This window comes from Staphylococcus sp. GDY8P126P (genome assembly GCF_017891965.1).
Lineage (GTDB): Bacteria > Bacillota > Bacilli > Staphylococcales > Staphylococcaceae > Staphylococcus > Staphylococcus saprophyticus.
The window spans coordinates 111,437-136,870 of sequence record NZ_JAESKG010000004.1 but is presented as its reverse complement, the minus strand read 5'-3'; the positions used below and the strand labels follow the sequence as shown (position 1 = coordinate 136,870).

23 protein-coding genes and 1 pseudogene are annotated in these 25,434 nt (G+C 33.2%); 11 read left to right on the top strand and 13 right to left on the bottom strand.

The features are described 5' to 3' along the window. Positions 1 to 202 precede the first annotated feature (202 nt). The 4 genes and pseudogenes from KA893_RS08870 to KA893_RS08855 all read right to left on the bottom strand — a co-directional run. A pseudogene (locus KA893_RS08870) lies at positions 203 to 1,212 on the bottom strand (PTS sugar transporter subunit IIC); the annotation flags it as partial. A gap of 186 nt (positions 1,213 to 1,398) precedes the next feature. Then, positions 1,399 to 1,746 carry a transcriptional regulator, SarA/Rot family gene (locus tag KA893_RS08865; RefSeq protein ID WP_002482566.1) on the bottom strand — a complete coding sequence of 116 codons (348 nt, stop codon included), beginning with the start codon at positions 1,744 to 1,746 and terminating at the stop codon, positions 1,399 to 1,401. A 768-nt stretch (positions 1,747 to 2,514) separates the two neighbouring features. Beyond that, complete coding sequence (locus tag KA893_RS08860; protein ID WP_011302556.1) at positions 2,515 to 2,874, bottom strand: hypothetical protein; 360 nt, start codon at positions 2,872 to 2,874, stop codon at positions 2,515 to 2,517. Positions 2,875 to 2,888: 14 nt separating this feature from the next. Then, positions 2,889 to 3,941: an LLM class flavin-dependent oxidoreductase gene (locus KA893_RS08855; protein ID WP_002482564.1), complete on the bottom strand. Its 1,053-nt coding sequence runs from the start codon at positions 3,939 to 3,941 to the stop codon at positions 2,889 to 2,891. A 514-nt stretch (positions 3,942 to 4,455) separates the two neighbouring features. Here KA893_RS08855 and KA893_RS08850 point away from each other — a divergent pair. Continuing rightward, positions 4,456 to 5,181: a CHAP domain-containing protein gene (locus KA893_RS08850; protein ID WP_002482563.1), complete on the top strand. Its 726-nt coding sequence runs from the start codon at positions 4,456 to 4,458 to the stop codon at positions 5,179 to 5,181. An 816-nt stretch (positions 5,182 to 5,997) separates the two neighbouring features. Here the strand turns inward: KA893_RS08850 and nhaC are convergent. Together nhaC and KA893_RS08840 are read right to left on the bottom strand one after the other, a co-directional pair. Continuing rightward, a complete protein-coding gene (gene nhaC / locus KA893_RS08845; RefSeq protein ID WP_210125743.1) occupies positions 5,998 to 7,395 on the bottom strand; it encodes a Na+/H+ antiporter NhaC in 1,398 nt (465 codons plus the stop codon). A gap of 28 nt (positions 7,396 to 7,423) precedes the next feature. Next, entirely contained in the window at positions 7,424 to 8,494 is a 1,071-nt protein-coding gene (locus KA893_RS08840) for an NAD/NADP-dependent octopine/nopaline dehydrogenase family protein (RefSeq protein ID WP_037537878.1), read from the bottom strand. A gap of 284 nt (positions 8,495 to 8,778) precedes the next feature. On the opposite strand from KA893_RS08840, the gene KA893_RS08835 reads away from it, so the two are divergent. The 5 genes from KA893_RS08835 (at position 8,779) to KA893_RS08815 (ending at position 12,025) form a co-directional block, all read left to right on the top strand. Further along, complete coding sequence (locus KA893_RS08835; RefSeq protein ID WP_002482560.1) at positions 8,779 to 9,150, top strand: DUF4870 domain-containing protein; 372 nt, start codon at positions 8,779 to 8,781, stop codon at positions 9,148 to 9,150. 331 nt (positions 9,151 to 9,481) lie between these two features. Next, positions 9,482 to 9,949 (top strand): CHAP domain-containing protein, encoded by a 468-nt coding sequence (locus tag KA893_RS08830; RefSeq protein ID WP_002482559.1) that lies wholly within the window; start codon positions 9,482 to 9,484, stop codon positions 9,947 to 9,949. A gap of 224 nt (positions 9,950 to 10,173) precedes the next feature. Continuing rightward, positions 10,174 to 10,494, top strand: coding sequence for a DMT family transporter (locus tag KA893_RS08825; RefSeq protein WP_069821530.1), 321 nt, complete (start codon positions 10,174 to 10,176; stop codon positions 10,492 to 10,494). Then, on the top strand, positions 10,494 to 10,808 hold the full coding sequence (locus tag KA893_RS08820) for a DMT family transporter (RefSeq protein WP_002482557.1): 315 nt from the start codon (positions 10,494 to 10,496) through the stop codon (positions 10,806 to 10,808). The genes KA893_RS08825 and KA893_RS08820 overlap by 1 nt, the downstream gene beginning before the upstream one ends. 260 nt (positions 10,809 to 11,068) lie before the next feature. Next, complete coding sequence (locus KA893_RS08815) at positions 11,069 to 12,025, top strand: 2-hydroxyacid dehydrogenase family protein (protein ID WP_002482556.1); 957 nt, start codon at positions 11,069 to 11,071, stop codon at positions 12,023 to 12,025. 60 nt (positions 12,026 to 12,085) lie between these two features. Here KA893_RS08815 and KA893_RS08810 read toward each other — a convergent pair whose 3' ends face one another. The 7 genes from KA893_RS08810 to KA893_RS08780 all read right to left on the bottom strand — a co-directional run bounded on the left by KA893_RS08810 (position 12,086) and on the right by KA893_RS08780 (position 20,191). Next, the gene (locus tag KA893_RS08810; protein WP_037537876.1) at positions 12,086 to 13,210 is read right to left on the bottom strand and encodes an FAD-dependent monooxygenase; all 1,125 of its coding nucleotides are present in this window, start codon (positions 13,208 to 13,210) and stop codon (positions 12,086 to 12,088) included. 77 nt (positions 13,211 to 13,287) lie between these two features. Next, on the bottom strand, positions 13,288 to 14,064 hold the full coding sequence (locus tag KA893_RS08805) for an N-acetylglucosaminidase (protein WP_037537874.1): 777 nt from the start codon (positions 14,062 to 14,064) through the stop codon (positions 13,288 to 13,290). Positions 14,065 to 14,090: 26 nt separating this feature from the next. Then, entirely contained in the window at positions 14,091 to 14,324 is a 234-nt protein-coding gene (locus tag KA893_RS08800) for a hypothetical protein (protein WP_011302547.1), read from the bottom strand. A gap of 239 nt (positions 14,325 to 14,563) precedes the next feature. Further along, on the bottom strand, positions 14,564 to 15,031 hold the full coding sequence (locus KA893_RS08795) for a helical membrane plugin domain-containing protein (RefSeq protein WP_002482553.1): 468 nt from the start codon (positions 15,029 to 15,031) through the stop codon (positions 14,564 to 14,566). Further along, positions 15,031 to 17,985, bottom strand: a complete 2,955-nt coding sequence (fdhF, locus tag KA893_RS08790; RefSeq protein ID WP_002482552.1) for a formate dehydrogenase subunit alpha — start codon at positions 17,983 to 17,985, stop codon at positions 15,031 to 15,033. Before fdhF ends, KA893_RS08795 begins: the two co-directional genes overlap by 1 nt. Before the next feature lie 320 nt (positions 17,986 to 18,305). Beyond that, complete coding sequence (locus KA893_RS08785; protein ID WP_037537872.1) at positions 18,306 to 19,259, bottom strand: LCP family glycopolymer transferase; 954 nt, start codon at positions 19,257 to 19,259, stop codon at positions 18,306 to 18,308. A 140-nt stretch (positions 19,260 to 19,399) separates the two neighbouring features. Continuing rightward, complete coding sequence (locus KA893_RS08780) at positions 19,400 to 20,191, bottom strand: inositol monophosphatase family protein (protein WP_002482550.1); 792 nt, start codon at positions 20,189 to 20,191, stop codon at positions 19,400 to 19,402. A gap of 451 nt (positions 20,192 to 20,642) precedes the next feature. Between KA893_RS08780 and KA893_RS08775 the strand changes: the two genes are divergently transcribed. The 5 genes from KA893_RS08775 to KA893_RS08755 all read left to right on the top strand — a co-directional run bounded on the left by KA893_RS08775 (position 20,643) and on the right by KA893_RS08755 (position 25,433). Then, positions 20,643 to 21,335 carry a helix-turn-helix transcriptional regulator gene (locus KA893_RS08775; RefSeq protein WP_002482549.1) on the top strand — a complete coding sequence of 231 codons (693 nt, stop codon included), beginning with the start codon at positions 20,643 to 20,645 and terminating at the stop codon, positions 21,333 to 21,335. Positions 21,336 to 21,551: 216 nt separating this feature from the next. Then, a complete protein-coding gene (locus KA893_RS08770) occupies positions 21,552 to 21,881 on the top strand; it encodes a hypothetical protein (RefSeq protein WP_011302542.1) in 330 nt (109 codons plus the stop codon). 97 nt (positions 21,882 to 21,978) lie between these two features. Then, positions 21,979 to 23,028: a MupG family TIM beta-alpha barrel fold protein gene (locus KA893_RS08765; protein WP_041079144.1), complete on the top strand. Its 1,050-nt coding sequence runs from the start codon at positions 21,979 to 21,981 to the stop codon at positions 23,026 to 23,028. A 5-nt stretch (positions 23,029 to 23,033) separates the two neighbouring features. Continuing rightward, entirely contained in the window at positions 23,034 to 23,921 is an 888-nt protein-coding gene (gene murQ, locus KA893_RS08760) for an N-acetylmuramic acid 6-phosphate etherase (protein ID WP_037537869.1), read from the top strand. A gap of 72 nt (positions 23,922 to 23,993) precedes the next feature. Then, positions 23,994 to 25,433 carry a PTS transporter subunit EIIC gene (locus KA893_RS08755; RefSeq protein WP_002482546.1) on the top strand — a complete coding sequence of 480 codons (1,440 nt, stop codon included), beginning with the start codon at positions 23,994 to 23,996 and terminating at the stop codon, positions 25,431 to 25,433. The last annotated feature ends 1 nt before the right edge of the window (position 25,434 follow it).

Here is a 25,434-nt window from a genome sequence, read left to right as displayed (position 1 = left end):
AATAGGAAGAAACTAGATTTTTTTGTCCTTCAACAATAATCATAGAAGATCAATTTTTTATGAATTATGACAGACCCATAGGGCGTCGTCTCATTTTTCTATAATAATTTCGTGATTTCAATCCCTGTTTTATTATGCTAAGCTTTCTGCACATTGTTTTTTTTAATTTATAATATTGTTTAAGTTTTTTGGGCATTGTACCATTTTGCAATTCGTACTTTGTAATAATTGGATAGTTTTTAAATACGAGTGACCCTAAATAACCACAAATTGCACTGCTTAATGCACACATCAATGCCACTGTAATCACAGTAAGTGCATTGTTAAACCCAAACATTAACATCAGTCCTGCAATTGGCGTAGCTGTTCCAGTTGCTTCATTCACCAAACCAAATGAAGCAATGATTACGCCTGATATTGCGCCACCAACAAAATTTGTAATATAAACAGGTACTGGGTTTGCAGTTACGATATCTGCTTGTGACAAAGGTTCAATTGCAACTGAAATGGTTGTTTTGCGATCACCAAACTTCATTCTTTTGAATAATACAAAATTCATGAATGACGAACCAAACACTGCTAATGCTCCGATAGCCATAGGTGTACCAGTTAATCCAAATAAAGCAGTTAATGCCATTGAACTTAATGGTGCAGTAGCTACAACCGTGATAATACTACCTAATACCACACCCATTAGTATTGGACTCGAAGTTGTAGACTCTTTAATGATATTACCGATTTGCATTAAAGAAGCATCTACAACTGGCGTCATACCCGTTGCAATCAATCTTGTAATAGGTGCGATGACAATGATTGCCGCTATTAAATCAAGCCCATCAGGTAACTTTTCTTCCATCCATTTCATACCAAAACTTGCAATATAAGCCGCAACAAAACCTGGTAACAAGTCCATATTGCCACATGAAACTGCAATAACAAATGCATAAACAGGAGACACACCCATAGCTAGTGCTACTAACCCTGCTGCTGCAACACCACCAAGCCCACCTGCCGCTTCACCAAGTTGACCTAAAAAAGGTAACCCAATTAAATCACCGCCGACATATTTGTGAAATGCTTCAACTAAAAATGATGCAATGGCAGCATTGCAAGTGCCCCCATCGCTTTACTACCATTTGGTGCTTTGCTTGTGAATAATGTAAATAAGCATAACACGATGCCCAAGAATATAATCCCTATAAGTAAATTCATAATAACACCTTTCCCGCTTTTATGCATGCGCTTTCATTTAACAAATATAAGTATACCACAGTTAATTTGTTTTCAAAAACATATTATAGTACAATATATAACTAATAATATAAAATTGCATTTTCAAAATATTAGTCTTGTTATGGCTTACGCAAAATTTTTCATTTTATAGGGATTCTATCATGATTATAATGAGCGTTGTAATGCTTCAATCATTTCATTAATGCTTTTACGTTGTTGCTCATTCACATAAACTACAACTGTTCTTTCGTCTATTTCACTCCTTTTTTTACTTAAGAAATTCATTTTTATTAATTTTTGCAAAGCTTTCGTTAAATAATACGGTTGTAGTTCTGAGTGTTTTGCAATATCTTTTGCAGTAATTTCATTATCTTCACAATTATAAATATAATTTAAGATAAATATTTCTTCATAATTTAATTTATACTCTCGTTTACTGAACTTAAAAAATTTTTTCCCCTGTTGATACGTAGATATAAGCTCATTTAATGATTTAAATGTTTGTGAATTCATACAACCACTCCTTATGTTTTTTCTTGATGTTAATATCTGTTTTAGTGATGCTTAACAATATTAATACATTAATTTTATCCCATTTTCTAAAACGAATTCAATATGACCAACTATGTGAAATATTAAAATTTCATACTATTTTTTTAATATTTACTTTTCATTTTCAAATTTTATTAAGCTATTCATTCTTTTTATTACTAAAAAAAGAATGTGTTATCCATTGTAAATATCAAATCTTCTAACTTACAAAATGCATAGTGTTTTTGTATGAAAATTTTTCAATAAAAAAAGGCTATTTACTTTTCGTTAAAAACGCAAATAGCCATTAGCATATAGAGAAAAACACTAAATAAATTTGTAGTGAATTTGCCTATTTTTATATTTTTCTTTATATGCATGTGTCATCAATAAACGATCTAAAAAATTTTTCTGTAATACTCAATATGCTTAACTCAAATTATAATTTATTAGCGACATACTAATGATGCGCTAAATGACTGAATTGCTTTTTAATTTATCAAACATCCTATTTTTCATATCCTATCGACAGCAATTTAAATTGACTCTAGTGAGAAAAGCATTAGCCGAAGACTGTTGGCTAAGACCGTACCTTCGGAAAATGGGCATAAAAAAACTGCCAACAAGGTCGGAGACTTTGTTGGCAGTCTTAGGTTATTTATCTTTCATTAAAAAAGTAAGTAACTTCTAGTATCTAGATATACCAATGTATGGTTACATCCTTCACTTTATAGTCAAAAATGAAGCAACTTATTTTTTCTTACAGTCAAATGTGTCTAAGAAGCTTAATGCTGCTAATCCAGTTAAATCTAAAGCATGTTTAGCGCCTGCTTTACCATGACCTGCTTCAAAGTGTTTATATGCTGCTACACCTAATACTGCGATTGTTAGCAATGAACCAAGACGTGATAATCTTTTACTTGCAAAACTTAATACGAAGAATACTGCACTTAACGCTTCAACAGCACCTGCTAATGGTACTGCATTTGCTGGTAAGTTGAATACTTCAACAAACGTATCTTTCATAGATTGGTCACCTTTTATTTTAGGTTTTGCCGCACCATATAATTCTTTAGCTAATTTTAAATTTGTTAAATAACGTAATATCATTACAAAATCTCCTTTTATTTGTTTTCAAAATATTTATCTACAATAGGTTTTACACGTTCAGCCAATAATTTAATCGTATTGATTGTTCTTTCATGAGGAATAGATCCCACTGGGGTATGCAACATAAAACGTGTAATGCCTAATGCTTCAACTGTTTCAATGATTTTATTTGCTACAGTTTCTGGACTGCCAACATACAATGCACCTTGTGATCCAGCCTCACGTTCAAAACTATTTTCATCATACATTGGCCAACCACGTTCTTTTGCCAATATATCATGACTTGCCTTTACTGATGGGAAGAATTCACGTTTAGCTTGTTCATCGGTTTCAGCAATATAACCCCATGAATGTGTTGCAATAGGTAAAGCTTTAATATCATGTCCATAAGATTCTGCTATAGATTTATACATATCTATATTTCTTTTGAACCTTTTTGGATCACCACCAATTATAGCATAAGTTATTGGTAAACCTAACGCTCCTGCTTTTAATGAAGATTCTGGTGTACCACCTGTTGCTATTGTAATTGGTAGGGGTCGATGTTCTGCCCTTGGATAAACACCTAGATTTTCTATAGACGGTCGGATTTGTCCTTCCCAATTAACAATTTCATTACGATTAATGTGCATTAATAAATCAATCTTCTCATTAAAGAGCTTTTCATAATCTTTCAAATTATAACCAAATAATGGAAAAGACTCTATAAATGAACCTCTACCTACCATTATTTCAGCACGTCCATTAGAAACTGCATCTAATGTAGAAAAACGTTCATATACACGTACTGGGTCATCCGATGACAATACAGTTACAGCACTACTCAGTTTAATATGATGTGTATTTGTTGCAGCAGCTGCTAACACAGTAACTGGATCTGATACAGCGTAATCTGGTCTATGATGCTCTCCTAAGCCATAAACATCAAGTCCATATTGATCAGCGGTTTCAACTTCTTCTATTATGTTACGAATTCTTTGCGCATTTGATATACCAGGTTGAGTACCTACTTCTGTGTGCAAATCCATATTATCTGCAAAAGAAGTTAAACCTAATTCTATTTTCATTCATTCACCTCTCAAATTAGTATAATTTTTATACTCAATATCATAATCTCTTCTCCATTAAGTGTCAATATCATTGCTCAAACAAAACTAAAACATTTATTTAGGTACAAATTACATTTAACTTAATATAATTAGTAAATCATAAAATGGTCGCAAAGTAATTTTTTGTTATTTTAAATATATAAATAGTCTCATATTCTCCCATTTGTAATTTTCTGTTATTTTACAGCTTTGTAATATAATAAAGTGCTATTTTACACTTTATTATACTAAAACATGATACCACCGGTCTTTAGTCCTATGTCACACCTCGATTTATTTGTTACATAAAGGGGTTAATTATTAGAACTAAATTACAAAATGATAACAACGCACACAAATCACTTATTTTTTGGTAAAGTAATTCTTGTCGTTGAAACAGCGAATAAAAATTATAAAAATTGTCGTTTAGAGACTGGGATAAAATTAAAACTAAATTTTAAATTATTTACTATTCTTAGGAGGATATTTAACAATGAAAAAAATCGCTACAGCTACTATCGCTACTGCAGGAATCGCTACTTTTGCTTTTGCACAACATGATGCAGATGCAGCAGAAAACAACAATAGTGGGTACAACCCAAATGACCCAAGTTCATATAGCTATTCTTATACTATAGATCAACAAGGTCAATACCACTACACTTGGCAAGGTAACTGGAACCCAAGCAACAGTGACCAAGGTCACACTAGCAACGGTTACAGCAATGCTAACTCAACTAACAATAATGCAACTCAATCATATACAACTAATAACCAAGGTACTGGTGGTAAAGGTGCAGTTTCTCACTCTACTTCAAACAGCAATGTTAAAGTAAGTACAACTAGCGCGCCATCAAATTCAAATGGTTCAAACTCAATTTCTAATACTTCAGGTTCTTCAAACAACTTATACACAGCTGGACAATGTACATATTATGTATATGACAAAGTTGGCGGTAAAATTGGTTCAACTTGGGGTAACGCTAACAACTGGGCAAGCGCAGCTGCTGCTTCAGGTTACACAGTAAACAACTCACCTGCTTCAGGTTCAATCTTACAATCAACTGCTGGTGGATATGGCCACGTAGCATACGTTGAAAATGTAAACAGCGACGGTTCAATCAACGTTTCTGAAATGAACTATGGCCAAGGTGCTGGAGTTGTTACTTCACGTACAATCTCTGCAAGCGAAGCTTCAGGTTACAACTACATTCACTAATTTTAGTGTCATCAAAAAGACAATCCATATGGATTGTCTTTTTTTGTTATCCATTAAACCTTGAACTTTAATTGTTTTTTATCTCAACCACATTCAACAGTACTTTTTTAATATAAAGTGAACAGAAATCAAATCTTCTAATAAAGATTTCGTAGTCCTACCTGCCCCTCAAGAATGACTAGGATTGAAAAAGAGTCTAAAACATCTATTTATGTCCCAGACTCTCGTTTTCATTATATTTTATTCAAGTCTTTATGTTGACGCAGTTGCCATCATATTTATAATAAATTAAAACTATATTTTCTATAATCATCAATCCATATTAACTAAATTTGAAATTAGGATTTCTAAACTAGAAACTTAAATATATGGTCGCGTTAATAAATCGGTTCTATAATGTAATATCGCTACAATATACAGAACAAAACCGATTATAAAATAGATAATAGAAGGATATTTAAAATCTTTATCTACATTAGTAGGATTAACGATGCCCTTTGTATATAAGTAATATCGCTACAATGATTACTATGTACAATTCGGACTCATCTCATCCTTATTTATGTATAGCCTAATTATATATTTTTAAACCTCTTATTTAAGATTCATATAAATAATTGTTCATGTTTTATTAAAAGCAGTCTTTTTATACCCTTCATTAATTTTTAATTAAATAACTTTATTTAAAAGTTATTACTTTCATACAGCAAGTATCATATGGCTACTTATTTATAATAAAAAAACAGCTCGATGACTCACAATATGACATCGAACTGCTTTAAATCATTGCATTTTAATTACCATACTCATATTACATTATTCATTTGGCTGTGCTTTTTTAATTCCTATTCCACTAAATCCATAGAATATCGCAAATACGATACATAGATAACATGGTACTGTCCATATAAAGAATTGATCAACTGTAACACCTAATTGTTGGGTATAATAAATACCTGATGTTCCCCATGGAATTAAAGGTATAATCATTGTACCTGAGTCCTCTAATGTTCTAGATAAATTAGATCTATCAAGTCCCATTTTATTATACATTTCCATCATTAATACACCGACCATGATAATCACTACAGATGCTACGCCTGCAGCAAGTACCATCATAAGTCCACCTAAAACAGTTGCAAGCACTAATTGGCCGACTGTATTAATATTTTTAGATATTTTTTGTAAAATGACATCTAAACAACCTGCCCTTTCGACAATACCAGCAAATGCATAACCACAAAATATGGTAACGATAATTTCGGTCATACTCATAATGCCGCCTTGTTCTATTAAACTCACTGCACTATTCGTTAAATCCCCACTATTCACTGACACCATTTCTTTATTAAACCCATCAAATGTTGCTTTGAAACCGTCGACAATTTTAAATCCATTGTTAAAAGCACCAACAATGATGGCACTTAATGCTGAAATGAGCATCGCTGGTACAGTTGACATTTTCATCAGCAAACAAATAATGATTACAATTAATGGAATCCATACAAAGAAATTAATATTGTATATTTGTGACAACTCTTTTAACAATGCGTTAACTTGAGCTTTGTTCGTATTACCTCCAAATTGTCTTCCAGCAAAGAACCATACGACAAGACCTATAATAGAAGCTGGTACAGTTGTCCAAATCATGGCTCTTATATGAGAAAAGATATTCACTTTCGTAACTAAAGCTGCCAGATTGGTTGTATCAGATAAAGGCGACATTTTGTCACCGAATACTGCGCCAGCAATAATTGCACCAGCTGCCATACCGGGTGTGATATGTAAATGTGTTGCGATGGCCATCAATGCAATACCCGCAGTAGAGGCAGAACCCCATGCTGTTCCAGTCGCAACTGAAGTAACAGCGCAAATAATAAATGCTGAAACTAAAAAGTAGTTAGGATTTAAAAACTCTAGACCATAATAAATTAATGCCGGAACAGTGCCAGAATACATCCATGTACCAACAATAATACCCACTGCTAAGATAATGAATAATGCTGGCATTGCAGTAGATAAACGCTTCGTTATTCCTTCTTCTAAATCCTGCCATTTTAATCCTACTCTTCTAGCTATTAAAGCAGCATAAGCAGATGAAAGTATCAATAGTGGTTGTATCGGTATATCAAATACTACAAAACCTGTAATAACGATAATAATCATTACTAGTATCGTTGAAATTGATTCCAAAAATGTTGGTTGTCTTTTCATACACAAGTCCCCTTTGTCATATGATTCATTATTCAAACCCTAGTTTATCTTTACCTAATTCATCGATTGTTAGACCTTCTTCAAAAAAGTCACGCTCTAATATTGTTGATGCAAGCACAATGATCGCATCAATATTAGGTGTTGCAACGTCAATTTCACGCCCTAGGCTAGACCACAATACTAATCCAAATGCAATGTCTTCAGTTAAATAACGATTTTTCACATGATTTGGGCCTTTAATCTGTGAAAATACAGGACTCGTATTAAATAACCTATTCAATGGTTCGTCTTCATCTTGTCTTTCTAGATAACCTCTTTCAATACGTGCCTCTTTTGCAGTAGATAATTCAAAACCTAGCTTACGCCCTAAAGTTAGTCTTTCTAATTCAACTGCATGTAATAATCTAACCGTATGCTTCGTAATACCTTCTTCATATAAAGCAAAACTATCCGCATAATCGATGCGACCAATATTTAATAAAGTTGGTCCCGGATGTACCTCTGGGTTACCATTCTCTAAATTTGTTTTCCATAAACTTTCTTCTTTGACGATATTTGGATATAATTTTTCAATTTTATCGAAACACTCACTCAAATACTCTTTATCATAGGTTGAAAAATGTACTTTTCTAACATTTAGTGATAAATCTACACGTGCTTCTTCAAAATTAACTCGCGTACCATAAGTTAATGTATTTACTTCTGCAAAATGAGGTAACACGTCTATATGCATATCTTCAAGTACATTCATAAATCGAATAGACCCCATAGAAGCTGCAATATTAAAGAAAATAAGTTGTTCTTTTTTAACAAAAGGTGCCATTGTTTGTGCATAGTGTTCAATGAATGAAGATGGAATCACAATTTGGATCACTTCAGCATCCTGAAGGACATATTCCATATCATCACTAATATCCGTAAATTCAACAAAGCTCTCTTCACCTTCATTATTAAAAGTGAATCCACCCTGTTCAAATGCTTTATCAAATTTATTGATTGATTGGTTTCTACAATATAGCTTAACTTCATGTCCCTTACTAATCATATCTAATGCAGCCGTCACTGCACCATTACCTGAACCCACGATAGCTATTTTCATAATTTACCTTCTTTCTTTTTATTTTTGAATACTGTCCATTTTAGTCATTACTTACAACTATAGCCTATAAGGAAATTTAATAAACACTGGTTTACAATTTAAATTTCCGGTTATAGTTAAATAAGGATGCGATAAATCACATTATCATATTTTAACAAGTATACACATTGCGTTACAGTCATATTTAAAATTAAATGAAAAACTCAAGCGATATACTATTATTTTTCAAAATTTGATATAGTTAATCTATCTATAAGTCTTAGGATAAAGGAGGTTTAACTAATATGGCAGAAACAGATTATAATCAACAAACTTATACAAATGTAAACCAAGAGCCTAATTCAGATGCGAGATTAATGGCAACATTAATTTATGTATTAAGTTTCTTTACTTCTTTAATCGCACCATTAATTATTTGGTTAATTAAACGCGAGGATTCACCGTTTGTCGATAGAGCAGGTAAAAATTATTTCAACTTCTTACTTTCATACGTTATTTGGTCAATAATTGGAACTATCACGATGTTGATATTAATAGGCTTTGTATTACTACCAATTATTGTAATACTGAACTTTATTTTTACAATTGTAGCTGCAGTAAAAGCGTATAATGGAGAAGATTATTTACCGCCACTATCTATAAGATTCTTTAAATAATCTAAACACAATTTTGTGATTCTTTACAGCTACTGTAATAATGATAGCTTTTTGAAATACAAAAAATTTGTAAAAACCTTATATTAACGCGTTTTATTTCGTATTACGACTTGATACGATTCTGTAACCTTACATCTCGTTTATTACAACGATATGTGAGGTTTTTTTAATTGTTTTACAAAAGCGTAACAATCCACACAAAGCTTGATTCATCTGTTAGAGTATTACTTGTCGTTGAAAGCAAACCGCAAAATTAATCAACATTCAAATTCAACACAAATGAATTGAATCACATATAACTATTTATAATCTTTGGGAGGATTTTTTAATTATGAAAAAATTAGTAACAGCAACAACTTTAACAGCAGGTATTGGCGCAGCAATCGTAGGTTTAGATCACGGAAATGAAGCAGACGCAGCAGAACAAACACAACCAACTAACCAAAGCACAACACAATCTACTTCAGGTTCAAGTGCTAACTTATATACAGCTGGTCAATGTACTTGGTACGTATACGATAAAGTAGGCGGAAACATTGGTTCAACTTGGGGCAATGCGAACAACTGGGCTTCAGCAGCATCTTCAGCAGGTTACACTGTAAACAACTCACCTGAAGCTGGTTCAATTTTACAATCTACTGCTGGTGGTTATGGTCACGTAGCATACGTTGAAAATGTAAATAGCGACGGTTCTGTAGAAGTTTCAGAAATGAACTACAACGGTGGACCATTCTCAGTTAGTGAACGTACTATTTCTGCTGGTGAAGCAAGTTCTTACAACTATATCCACTTAAACTAAGTCTTTAAATGACTTTAAAATATAATATTGAATGATGTAAGAGCCCGGGACATTTTGTTTCGGGCTCTTATTTTAGTATTGCGGATAAATGCGTCAATTCAAGAAATATATTTTTCTAATAATATGATTGTAATACAATTCTGCTTTCACATCTTATAACATTGAACTCTATCCAAATATTTGAGAAAATATAATAATTTAGTGATTATAAGGAGGCACATCAAATGCAGTGGTTCAAAGTGATCTTAGCTGGACTCATTGAAATTGTATGGGTGACTGGTTTAAATACTGCCGACTCATTACTTAGTTGGACAGGAACGTTTATTGTAATTATTATCAGTTTCTTTCTTGTTATATCTGCTTGTAAATACTTACCCGTTGGTACCGTATACGCTGTATTCGTTGGTATCGGTGCAGTAGGTACAGTAATTGTAGACATGATCTTTTTTGGTGATCCATTCGATTTAGTAAAAATCAGCTTAATTATCATATTAATTATTGGCATCATAGGGTTGAAATTAACTACAGAGGAGGCTGATGGCTAATGGCATGGATTATTTTATTAATCGCCGGACTATTAGAAGTTGTTGGCGTAGTTATATTAAATGAAATTTCACGCACCAAAAAGAAATGGCTTGTCATTCTATTAGCAGTTGCATTTATCTGTAGTTTCAGTACTTTGAAGCTTGCTATGAATGATATACCTATGGGCACCGCTTATGCTATTTGGAGCGGCATTGGTACTGGTGGCGGTACTTTGGTAGGGATGTTTTTATATAATGAGTCAAAAAACGCAAAAAGAATCTTCTTTATTGCTTTAATCATCCTATCTATTGTCGGTTTAAAAATCGTTAGTTAAATCTTTCAACAACCGTGGTATAGCACTATTCTCAGTCCTGTACAATTTGACAGTTTTTAACTATTTAGAGTGGTAAGTTAAGGTCTAATTATATTTTAGTCCTAACTGACACTCTTTTTTATTTATTAAAATGTACTTTAACACCCCTATTATTAAGCGATTTTTTCTATTTAAAGTCGACTTTTTTATAATTCACAATATTATTATTTGTTTGCACAATAGAATTTTACTATACTTGAGTGTAAAGGAAGTGATTATACATGGTAAAAGTTTATATTGCAGGTCCAATACCTGAAGTGGGTCTTAACTTATTGAAAGACCAAGGCTTTGAGGTAGATATGTATGAAGGAACAGGTATCATTGATAAAGAAACACTTAAACAAGGTGTTAAAGATGCTGACGCATTAATTAGCTTGCTGTCTACTTCTGTAGACAAAGAAGTGATTGATGCAGCTAACAACCTAAAAATCATCACAAATTATGGTGCGGGTTTCAATAATGTTGATATTGATTATGCACGACAACAAAATATCGATGTTACCAATACACCTAAAGCATCTACCAATTCTACAGCCGAGTTAACTTTTGCACTTGTACTCGCAGTGGCAAGAAGAATTCCAGAAGGCGACAAGTTATGTCGAACAACTGGTTTTGATGGATGGGCGCCACTATTTTTCCGCGGTAGAGAAGTTTCTGGAAAAACAATTGGTATCATCGGTCTAGGTGAAATAGGTAGTGCTGTTGCTAGACGTGCCAAAGCTTTCGACATGAACATTTTATATACTGGACCACATCAAAAAGTTGATAAAGAGCGAGAGATTGGTGCTAAATATGTTGATTTAGAAACATTATTAAAAAATGCAGACTTTGTTACAATTAATGCTGCTTATAATCCAAGCCTTCATCACCAAATTGACAAAGCGCAATTTGAAATGATGAAACCAACGAGTTACCTAATTAATGCTTCAAGAGGACCTATTGTTCACGAAAAAGCTTTAGTACAAGCATTGAAAGATAAAGAAATTGAAGGTGCCGCTTTAGATGTCTTCGAATTCGAACCGGAGATTAATGATGAACTTAAAACATTAGATAATGTCGTTATCACTCCGCACATAGGTAATGCTACATTTGAATCACGTGATATGATGTCTAAAATCGTAGCTAATGATACAATTAGTAAATTGAACAATGACCAACCTAAATTTATTGTGAACTAAAATACTTCAATCACAAAAAACCCCGAAACAACAGTCAAACTGTGTTTCGGGGTTTTATTTTTATTTGTTTTTCGATTTGTATATAAACTTAGTTTGCGCTGCAACAAGACGATTAGGCATGATTTTAGCTATGCTATTTCTTAATGAAATAACGATTTTATTGCTTCTTTGAGCTAATTTGCCAATTTTTCTAGATCGCTTAATGACTTTTTTGGTATGCTCCACACGGATTTTATCGTATCTTTGTAATGCTGCTTCAAATGGATAAGCTTGTAAACAATTAGCTAGTACGATAGCATCTTCCATTGCTTGACCAGCGCCTTGTCCCATATTTGGCGTTGTTGCATGTGCCGCATCGCCTAATAAAATCACGCGCTGATAGACGAAAGTTTTTAGTGGTTGTAAATCATAAATATCATGTAATAGAATATCTGTTTCACTTTGTTTATCTAACACTTTTCTAACTTCATTTGGAAAATGATTAAATCTAGCTTGTAAATGTGGCTTACCATAGGATTGCATTGTCGCATCATTTTCTTTCGCATTGATTGAAATAAACCAATAAGCTTGATTATTTATTAACGGTACGACACCTACTCTACCTTTTGCAGACCAATACTCTTTTGCAACATTATCAGACTTAATATCGATATCTTCTACAAGACCTCTAAACACCGTATATCCTTGATACTGTGTTTTACTATTAGGTGCTACAGTATGTCTTATGTTCGAATGAAGTCCATCAGCACCAATACATAAATCAAATGCTTCTGCTTCTTGTGCTTCAAAATGCATCACAACTTTTAAAGCATTATTATCAACATGCGTAACATGGTGATTAGTATAAATAGCAGATTCAGGAACGTATGATTTAATTACATCAATTAAACTTTGACGCGTCATTGTTAAATTCACTGTGTTTTTCTTCAATTTTGCTTTACTTAACACATTATCTTTATCATCTAATATTTCCATAACATTGATAACTTGACCTATGTTTTTAATACCTTTTGCTAAATCATGTTTCCCAAGTTTGTCAATGACATTACCACCGATACCAATGCCTGCACCGACTTCTGTAATAGTGCTATTTTTTTCAAAAACTTTAACTTCGTGTCCTTGTTCACACAATAATGCTGCAGCTGTTAATCCACCGATTCCAGCACCCACTATAGCTATTTTCATCTTTTAATTCACTCCAAATTTCCCAATTTCTTCATTATTAATATGACTCTCTTTCAAATGTTTTGTTATATCTTCATTTATAGATAGTAGTCTTTATTAATATGATCTTTTTTTATACCTAGTTGATGATAATAATGTTTCATAAACGTAGCAATGTTCTCATCCCATTCAATATCACTTGCATATTGATGTTCTCCTGGTGACTTAGGATTCCAGCGCATTTGGTACAAGGAGAGTTGATTATTTTCAAAGTAGTTACCTCTCACAAAGCGCGCACCACCCATAATTGCCTTTTCAGGTGATGTCCATTTTTGTTTTTTTGCAAAACTGCTACCTGTATGAACTGCATTCTCATCAAAAGCACCAATGCCGTAAAAATTAAAATATGTTTTACCATCATCTTCAATGCCCTTAGCAAGCTCTGATTTGCCATTTCCTGTCTCAACAAGTGCATGACTTACAAGGTACAAGACATTCACTTCATATTTATCTTGAGCATCTAAAAATGCTTGCCCTTTATTTTTTAAAATACCTTTATCTTTTAAAATACTATTGAGTTCTTCTTCAGACATGGACACTTTTTCAGAAATATCCATATGATTTAAGTTATCTTTGTCACTATTTACATCCATTGCTTTTTCTACATCTTTTTTAGACGCTTCAACAAATCGCCCATTTTTCTCTGTCATATTTAATGTACCAGCACCTACTTGTTTTTCAACCGCTTCATCAAAAGTATGTGTTTTTTCGTCATCAAATAAACGGGTTTCATTAACAATAAATAAGATTGCAAAAACAACTAATATTAAAATTATAATAAACATAGGTATTTTACCCTTTATGTTGTCATTCATTTCGTGAAAAACTCCTCATCTTGCACTTATTTTGTTAATGTAACATAAGCAAATATAATAGCAATTAAAACTATTACAAATGAAATATTGATTATAATTTTCATCGCTGTTCGCTCTCTAAATAATGTATTAAATATGGTTAAGCTTATTGCAAGAGACGCAACAAACATGGTTATTGCCATTGCTATATTTAAAGTGATCAAAAATACTATACCAATCACTAATAATACATTTGAAATAATAGCTAAGATTTTTACCATTTTCGGGCTGATAAGACTTCCACTCCTTGCTATAAATAATTGATTAAAAATTAATACCGACATTAGAAATTGTATCACATTTAGCTTTGTTTCAATATGTCATTTTATAAAACAAAAAAAAGGAACGTGCTAGAAACCAAAATGATTATTTGATCTCTTATGCACATTCCTCATTATTGAACTTATAAATTGTAACGCTCATTAAATATCTAATGAATTATGCTTTACAAGGCCCATGGTTAATCTCTAGACATACCTCTTAACATATTTAACATATACGTTAAACTACGGTTCATTTCATCGTCTTTCAAGATACCCATCAATCCAGTAATTGACGTTTTTTGATTTGGATTTGCCTTATTAGCAACACTTAATCCTTTGTTTACTTTATTTAACATTGTTGTTAAATCATCCACATTTAAATCACCAAGTAAAAATACAAGTGATGCCATGTTTGAAATTAAACCAGTGTATTGCTCTTTATTTAATTCTACAGCGAATTTATTGGCAATCACACCTCTACTCTTAACCGCACCAGACATTGCATCTAATAGCTTAGCATCGTCTAGTGTACTAATGATATTGATTGCTTTTAAAATACTATCCTTATTAGCAACAATTGCATCTGTCACTTCAGTTAAACTTTCTTCCTTGAGTTCTGCTTCTGATTTTTGCATGCGTTTAATCTGTGTGATTCTCTCAGCCATTATCTATCCACCTGACTTCCTGGGAAAGTATAATCTTCACGCTTCCATTTATCTTGAACACGAACACTATATTGCGGTTGACGTTGCTTATTAACACGGAAGTTCGTAGGATTCAATGGTGATTTACCTCTACGTGTCTTCACTTCCATACGACAACTTGTACGTTTATATGATGGTGTATCTGTATCTTTATCAACATCACTATTAGTTAATAGATTAATCGCACCATGATCACCATGTGCCATTGCATTGTTATTTAACGGAATATAAATTTCTTTGCCTTTTACTCTATCTGTGACATGTGCTACAAGCTCAACTTCACCCGTTTCAGAAATCAATTTAATTTCTGCACCTTCATGGATACCTCTATCCTCTGCAAGCTCTGGTGAGACTTCAACGAAAGCATTAGGTACTTTATATTCAAGTCCAGGTACTTTATAAGTCATATTACCTTCATGGAAATGTTCTAATAATCTACCATTATTTACATGCAAATCATATTCTTCATTCACTTTAAAGAAATTATCAAATGTTAATGGATAGAAATTAGCTTTCTTATCTTCAAAATTAAACCCTTCAAGATAAAGTATTGGCTCATCCGTACCATCTTCAGCTACTGGCCATTGTAAACTATTGTATCCTTCTAATCTATCATAATTCACACCAGAATAAAGTGGTGTTAGACGTGCAATCTCGTCCATGATTTGACTTGGATGTGTATAATTCCAATCATATCCCATTGCCTTAGCAACTGCTTGTATAATTTGCCAATCTGGTTTTGAATCACCTTTTTGTTCTAGTGCTTGGAACAAACGTTGGATACGGCGTTCCGTATTCGTAAAAGTACCTGTTTTTTCTAATGATGGGCTTGCTGGTAATACGACATCTGCATAAGTAGCAGTGAATGTAAAGAACTCATCTTGTACAACTAGGAAACCAACTTTCTCTAAAGCAGCTTGTACAAAGTTAATATTAGAATCAACAATACCCGTATCTTCACCATATAAATATAATGAATCAATTTCGCCATTGTGGATACCTTCCATCATTTGATGGTTATCTTTTCCTACTTGTTTTGGTAATGTTTCACCATATTCACGTTCGAATTTAGCTCTAATTTCATCATCAGTCACTTTTTGATAGCCAGGGAATTGGTCTGGCATGCTTCCCATATCACTACATCCTTGTACGTTATTATGTCCACGTAAAGGATACGCACCTGAACCTGGTTTTCTGTAGTTACCTGTCGCTAATAACAAGTTAGAAATCGCAGTCGATGTATCACTACCGATATCTTGTTGTGTAACACCCATAGCCCATGCTATAGAGACAGATTTAGCATCTGCAACTTGATGTGCAAAATCAATTAACGCATCTTTAGAGATACCTGTTGTTTCTTCCGCAAATTCCATTGTGTATGGCGCTAATGATTTGTAATATTCATCAAAATGATTTACCCATTCATTAATGAATGCTTTGTCATGTAAATCTTCATCGATAATATATTTTGTCACTGCTGATAACCATACTAAGTCTGTACCTGGTTTTGGTTGATAGAAATTATCAGCACGTTCCGCCATTTCATGCTTACGAATATCAAATACATTTAATGTATTATTATAAAGTTTATGACCACGTTTAATTCGTGACGCGATAACTGGATGTGCTTCAGCTGTATTTGTACCTATCAAGACGACCATATCAGCTATTTCAAGATCTTCAATTGAACCAGAATCACCACCATGACCGACTGTTCTAAATAAACCTTTAGTAGCAGGCGCTTGGCAATAACGTGAACAGTTATCCACATTATTCGTACCAATGACTTGTCTAGCTAATTTTTGCATTAAATATGACTCTTCGTTCGTTGCTTTGGATGATGAAATAAATGCTAAACCATCTGAACCATGAGTTCCTTTTACTTTATTAAAGTTTTCAGCTACTACTGCGAGTGCTTCTTCCCATTCCACTTCTTCAAACTGACCATTTTTACGCACTAATGGCTTTGTTAAACGTTCATCAGAATCAACATAATCCCAACCAAATTTACCTTTAACACAAGAAGAGATTTTATTTGCTGGTGATTCATGTTGTGGTTGCACTTTTAATACTTCACGATCTTTTGTCCAAACATCGAAAGAACAACCTACACCGCAATATGTACATACAGTTTTAGTTTTTTCGATGCGTTCCTCACGCATTGCCGCTTCTGAATCTGAAACAGCAAATAATGGACCGTATCCTGGTTCTGCTTTTTTCGTTAAATCAATCATTGCCGCTAATGAACCAGGTTCTAGGTCAGTCATATAACCTGCATTACCTTCCATATTAACTTCCAACATCGCGTTACATGGACAAACTGTTGCACATTGTCCACATCCCACGCAAGAAGAATCATTTATAGAAGTATCGTTATCCCATATAACGCGCGGTTGTTGACGTTCCCAGTCAATTGTTAAAGTTTCATTTACTTGTACGTCTTGACATACTTCCACACAACGTCCACACAGGATACATTGATTTGGATCATAACGGTAGAATGGGCCATAATCTTTTTCGTATGGCTTCTCTTTATATTCATATGTTTGATGTTCAAGACCCCATTGGTCCATCGTATTATGAATTTCACAATCACCATTGTTGTAATCACACACCGTACAATAAAGCATATGTTTTTCTAAAATGCGATCTAATGCTTCTTTTTGGCTGGCTTGTACTTTGTCATTTTGCGTATTAACAATCATTGGTCTATCAATTGTGGTACTACAAGCACGTTCCATTTTACCGTCGATTTCTACAGTACAGGTATCACATGTTTGGATAGGACCTAATGATTCGTTGTAACATATTGAAGGCACAAATGTATCTTGTGATTTAATAAACTGTAGTAAATTGGTTCCAGGTTCAACAAGATAATCTTTGCCGTCTAACGAGACAATCAAATGTTCTTGCATAGTCTTCACCCCTATTATATATTTTCGCCCATGTATTTAACTTCATAAGATGTTTTGTAACATTACATCTAAAAGCCCCACACTTTTTAAAATAATGTTAATACTATTGTATAGGTATTTTTCTCAATTGTTAAGGTATTTCATTATATTCTTTATTTTTTTATTAAATAGCACAATGTTTAACAGCGCTATGCATCAGATTCTATTCAATCTACAATCTCATTGATTATTAAAATAGCTTTTTTGTACTCAATTAAAAACGCGTGAAAAACCACTCTGATTTTTAAATCAGATTTGATTTCTCACGCGCTATTCTTATATTAAATACCTAAATTATCTTTTATGTTTGTCTCAATTTCATTTAATGAATTTTCACTAGGTACAAAGTAATATAGTCCGTCATCTTGAATGCCACCTTGGCCTTCTAATTGATGTCTATTTACATTGTCATTTGCATCTTTATAATTACTTCTTACTTTATTTAATTCACCGACTGATAAATCTGTCTTCACATTATCTTCAACATGATTCATTAAAGAATTAAAATGCGTAATAGAACTCACACTTGTAAGTTTATTGGCAAGGCCTTGAATAACGAGTTGTTGACGTTCTTGACGTCCAAAATCGCCACCAGCTCCATCTTCTTTACGACTTCTGATAAACGCCATGGCTTCTTTACCATCCATTTTAGACCGTTCACCTTCAGTAAATTGATAACCGTCATAAGAGAAAGTTGCGTTACTTGTTACTGTAATACCACCAACAGTGTCAATCATATCTTGCATACCATCCATATCAATTGTTGCGTAATGGTCAATCGGTACATTTAATAATTTTTCTAGAGACTTCACTGCCATGTCAGGCCCACCATATGCATATGCGTGGTTAATTTTTTCAGTTGTCCCTTTACCAACAATATCTGCTTGTGTATCTCTAGGTATACTAACGATTTCAGTTGTTTTCTTTTCTGGATTAACGGATAGTACCATAATCGTGTCACTACGTTGTCCACCGCCGTTAGCATTTCTTTCGGCATTAGAATCTACGCCAAATAATGCAATAGTAAATGGATCTCCATCATCCAAATTCACATTTTTATCTCTTAATGATGATTTATCTCTATCAAGAGGGTTATGGATAGATCCTCCAACAGAAAATATTTTATAGCCAAGATATATGACTGCAATTAATGCTAGCATCACTAATATGCCTATAAACCACAAGAAAACTTTTGTCGGTAAGCCCATTTTTTTATTTTTTTCAGAACGATTCACTCTTATCATTCTCCATTTCTATGTCAATTTTCTACTCTATTTAATAATACATTATATAGTAATATAATAAATAAGACATAGTTCTTTAGACCTATTATTTATTTAATAAATAATAAAACTAAAACATTTTTTGTGATTTCCTAATTTTTATATCCATTACCTGAATTAAGTACATCTAACATATGTGTATGACAAGCTTTATTACTAATAATAAACGGACCTGCTGTTGAAAAATCTAACTTTGTATTATCCAATGTGGTCATTTTCAAGCCAAGTTCACTTGCAAATAAAAATTGTGCTGCTATGTCCCATGGCTTCGGATTCGTGTTGACATGTGCACCAAACTGACCTTTAATTACACGTATTGAATCTAGTCCACATGAGCCAATACAACGGTATCCAAATGATGCCTCGTTCAAATCTTGAATCGTTTCATCATTAATTACTAATGGATTATAAGAAATAATCGCATCTTTTAACTCGATATCTTCTGGCGATGATAATGGCTCGCTATTTACATAAGCTCCGAATCCTTTGACTGCTTTATAAAGTTTGCCATGTGGATAATCATAAATATATGACAGCATAGGCTCACCTTCTACAAAATACCCTAAGATAATACAATAATCTTCTTGTTGCTTAACTAAGTTGGTTGTACCATCGATTGGATCCATAATCCAAACATGACCTTCTTTAGCATTGATTTCACTATTAGACTTCTCTTCTGCAAATAACTGATGACTAGGATAATGTTCTTTTAAAAATGACTCGAACTTTTGTTGAATGGATTTATCTACATTGGTCACTAAATCAAACCTGTTTTTTTTAGTACTTGTAACCATATCATTGATTAACTTTGGAATAATGTCATCTAACGTATTAAACCAAGCATGAATTGAATCATCTATTTTAATAAGTTGTTCTTTTTCCATATGAGATACACCTCTTCATTTAAATAATATAAACCGAACCTATATACGCTATATAATTGTTTTATTTTATCACAGAATCCGCATTGAAATACATGTTATTTGGCTACGATTAAAATACAGTTAATCAAAATACCATTTATATACTCAATAATTACAAAATAAAACCGACTAGCGTCGCTAGCCGGTTAAATAGAAAGGAAAGTAAGTAATAAATATTGAAGATGTTTGATTAGTAACTCGAACAAATAGATGTTAACAAAACTATATGTAATAGCCTACCCCTTTGCCATCTATTCGCTACCCCTTTGTTACTAATTATATACTAACATAACCTCCTCATAAATGTAAGCGTTTTCTTTAAATTTCTCGAAAAAATTTTTCTAAATGTCGTCATTGTCACTTTTGTGATATAATAAATGTAATATGTAATCATTTGGGAGGTAACTTTCTAATGAATAAACGCGAAAGACAAAATAAACTTGTTCTAGCTATTCAAGAGAATAGACAGATTACTGCTTCAGAATTAGCGACGGATTTAAATGTATCTAAAAGGACGATTTTAAGAGACATTCAAGATTTAGAAGATCAAGGTGTTAAGATTTTGGCAAAACATGGTAAGTTGGGTGGTTACCAATTGCAAGAAACACCAAATAGTTATGAAATTGAGCTAACTGAAAACCAATTATCTGCTTTATTCCTAGTTTTGAATGAAAGTCAATCTTATTCAACACTGCCTTATAAAGAAGAAATAAATGCAATTATTAAAAAATGCTTAAATTTACCTTATACAAAAATGAGACGTTATTTAAAAAAATTAGATCGTTATATTAAATTTGATCATAGTGAACATCTCAATTTACCCCATATATTCTCAGAGGTACTCATCTACTGTACAGAAAGAAATGTGATGGCCGTGGAATATAATAATCGTACTGATATTGTAACTGAAAATGTTATTTTCATTGGATTACTTTGTGATGAAGGACTTTGGAAGGCTGTCATTTTTGAAATTGGACTTGGTAAAACAAATGAAATACCGATTGTTGATATTCATGATATTTCGTATTCTTTTGGCAAAACAATCAAAACACAAGATATTACCGTCAATAATTATCAACAATTTTTAAATCCAACTGAGTCCTAATGTTCAGTTGGATTTTCTTTATCCATATATTTAATAAAATATAATTATCTATACCTCCACTACTCAGTTAATTCTGTACTCTACTTCTTCTAATTAACCTACTTTTAGACACTACTAAAAACTTCATCTATAATTCTGCCATCGCATTGTAAAATTTTAAAAACCCTTCGCTTATTTATTGTTTATTATGCCACAATTTAACGAAAGGATGATTCTATGTATCACCTAGAATTTCACAACTTAGAAAAACGTATAACCAAGTTACTCAATTTAATCGAGATATATAAATTTGCTTATGTTACCAATCATAAAAAGAAACTTCAATATAAACAGGATGTTCATGATTTTATAGAGCAAGAATATACTGAATTTAAACAAGATGCTTTGTATCAATTATCCCTTTTTCATTATAATTACTTTACTTTTTTAAGCAATCAAATGGAACAACCGCTCGACGAATTAACGATCGGCAATACCACGAAACATATCGAACTTATCCAACAACGTTTAATGCATATCCATCAAGTACTTTCCTATTATTTGTAATAAAATTTCATTTTAAATAAAAATAGAAATTCAAATTGTAATACTTTTTCATATGTTGTACAATGAAACCGATTACAGCATTAAAGGAGTGGTAAAAATGCATGGTTTTTCTATTTATCTTGGTCAATCCATCGATAAATCATATATAAGACGCATGGTTGATTTAGGATACACGACTATTTTCACTTCAGTTCAAATTCCTGAAGACAATGAGAATACTAAATATCGCTATTTGGGAGAACTTTTAGACTATCTATCAAACGATCAGCTGACTTATATGATTGATATCAATCCTTCATTGCTGAATCAATCTTTCTATCAATTCTTGAAGCAATATCAGCAGGCGCATTTTATTATTCGCGTAGATCATAGTACTTCTATTGATATTGTTAATGAAATTATTGAAAATGGATTCCAATGTTGTCTCAATGCCAGTATTGTATCCGAACAATTGTTGCAACAGTTATATACTCAGTTAAATGATTTTAGTTATATATGCTATTGTCATAACTATTATCCTCGTCCAGATACTGGATTAACGACAGATTTTGTTAACGCTCAAAATAAATTAATTTTGAAATTTAATCCTAATGCCAATATCTATGGCTTTATAGTTGGAACTACAAAACGTGGCCCACTTTATAGAGGATTACCAACACTCGAATGCTCGAGATATATGCACCCCCTTAAAAGTGCTCAACTATTACTAGATCAATCAGTAAACCATATCATGGTTGGCGATACACAAATAACACAACGATACGCTCATAAACTCATATCACTTTTAACACAAAGACATTTCACTTTATCTATCACATTAAAAGACTTACAAGTTGAATCCATATTATCAAAACGACATAGCGTCCGTATCGATAACCCAGCAAATGTACTGCGCTCACAAGAAGCACGTCATTATTGTCAATCAGATATAAAACCTCAATTTAATCATATCCGAAAAACAGGCGCTATTACCGTAGACAACCAACTCAATGGTCGCTATCAAGGAGAACTGCAAATTATCAAGACAGATTTACAACCTCACGAACATATCAATGTTGTTGGTCAAATTATTGACGATGATATACCGCTCATTGATTGCTTACGTCCTAATGATACCTTTGAATTTATTATACAAACAAGGAGCTGAAATTTATGAATAATTCTATGACTGAAGCAAGAAATGAAGCAACCATGCATTTAGATGAAATGTCCATTATACAAGCCTTAGAAACTATGAATGCTGAAGATCAAAAAGTACCCCAACAAATTCATGATATATTACCAAAATTAGCAGAAGTAATTAAAGTTACAACGGAACAATTTAAACAAGGTGGTCGCATCATTTATATCGGGGCTGGAACCAGTGGTCGTTTAGGTGTCCTCGATGCAGCAGAATGTGTACCGACTTTTAATACTTCAACTAATGAAGTTATTGGACTCATAGCTGGTGGACAACGTGCAATGACAGTAGCAGTTGAAGGTGCAGAAGATAGTGAGTCGCTTGCGCGTGAAGACTTAAAACATATACATCTAAATGAAAAAGATGTTGTTATTGGTATTGCAGCTAGCGGCAGCACGCCCTATGTTATGGGCGGACTCAAATGTGCTACAGAGATTGGAGCACACACAGTCGCTATATCTTGTAACACAAACACCAAAATAAGTGACCTAGCACAATATCCAATCGAAGTGAATGTAGGACCAGAAGTGTTAACTGGCTCAACAAGATTGAAATCTGGAACAGCGCAAAAGTTAATATTGAATATGATTTCCACAATTACAATGGTAGGTGTTGGTAAAGTTTACGATAACCTCATGGTAGATGTAAAAGCAACAAACCAAAAGTTAATAGATCGTTCCATACGGATTATTCAAGACATATGTGACATTTCATATGATCAAGCGCAATCACTTTATGAATCCGCTGATCAAAACTTAAAAGTAGCCGTCGTCATGCATCTCTGCGATATTAATAAATCTGAAGCCGTTACTCGACTTAACGATAATAATCATATCATTAAAAAAGCAATACAGAATTAATTCACCACGATATCACTAAGCAAATTTATTCAAGAATGATTACCTGTATTCAATATAAGAGGAGGTTATATTATGACAAAAGAGCAAATATTAGCAGAACATATCATTGACGCGGTTGGTGGCATCGATAATATGGATAATATCATTAATTGTATGACTCGCGTTAGAATTAAAGTACTCGATGAAGATAAAATTGATTACGAACAACTAAAATCAATTAAAGGTGTTATGGGCGTAGTTAAAGATGACCGTGTACAAGTCGTTGTAGGGCCAGGAACGGTTAATAAAGTGGCATCTCACATGTCCGAATTAAGCGGTGCCCCTTTAGGAGAAACAATCAAACATAAATCGAAAGACTACCGTGCAAATGCCGAAGCACAAGCCCAAGCAAATAAATCTGAATTCCAAAGTAAACAAAAACGTGGTAAATTCAATAAATTATTAAAGACCATAGCTAATATTTTCATACCTTTAATTCCTGCATTTATTGGTGCGGGTTTAATTGGTGGTATCGCCGCTGTATTAAGTAACTTATTAGCAGCAGGACAAATTTCTGGCGAGTGGGTAACTCAACTTGTTACGGTATTTAACGTTATCAAAGATGGTATGTTAGCTTACCTCGCTATCTTCACTGGCATCAATGCTGCAAAAGAATTTGGTGCTACACCTGGTTTAGGTGGCGTCATCGGTGGTACAACATTATTGACGGGATTAACAGACAAAAATATGATTACTAATATTTTTACTGGTGAACCCCTTCAACCTGGCCAAGGTGGTATTATTGGCGTAATCTTTGCAGTTTGGTTACTCAGTATTATAGAGAAACGTCTACATAAAATCGTCCCTAATTCAATCGACATTATTGTTACGCCTACAATCACTTTATTTATCATTGGTTTGTTAACAATCTTTATATTTATGCCTTTAGCTGGGTTCGTTTCTGACGGACTTGTTACTGTGATTAACGGCATCATCGATATTGGCGGCGTCTTTAGCGGCTTTATTATCGGTGCATTCTTCCTACCATTAGTTATGTTAGGATTACATCATATGTTTACGCCTATTCACATTGAAATGATTAATCAAACAGGTGCTACTTATTTACTTCCTATTGCAGCAATGGCAGGTGCTGGACAAGTTGGTGCAGCGCTTGCACTTTGGGTAAGATGTCGTAAAAATACAACCTTAAGAGACACACTGAAAGGTGCTTTGCCAGTAGGATTTTTAGGCATTGGAGAGCCATTAATTTATGGTGTGACATTACCACTAGGCAAGCCATTCATTACTGCTTGTATTGGTGGCGGTATTGGCGGTGCAGTCATAGGTGGTATTGGTCACATAGGCGCAACTGCAATTGGACCAAGTGGTATTTCTTTATTACCTTTGATTTCAGATCATATGTATTTAGGTTACATTGCAGGACTACTCGCAGCATATGCAGGTGGTTTCATATTCACCTATTTCTTTGGTACAACGAAAGCTATGCGAGAATCTGATACACTAGGTGATTAAA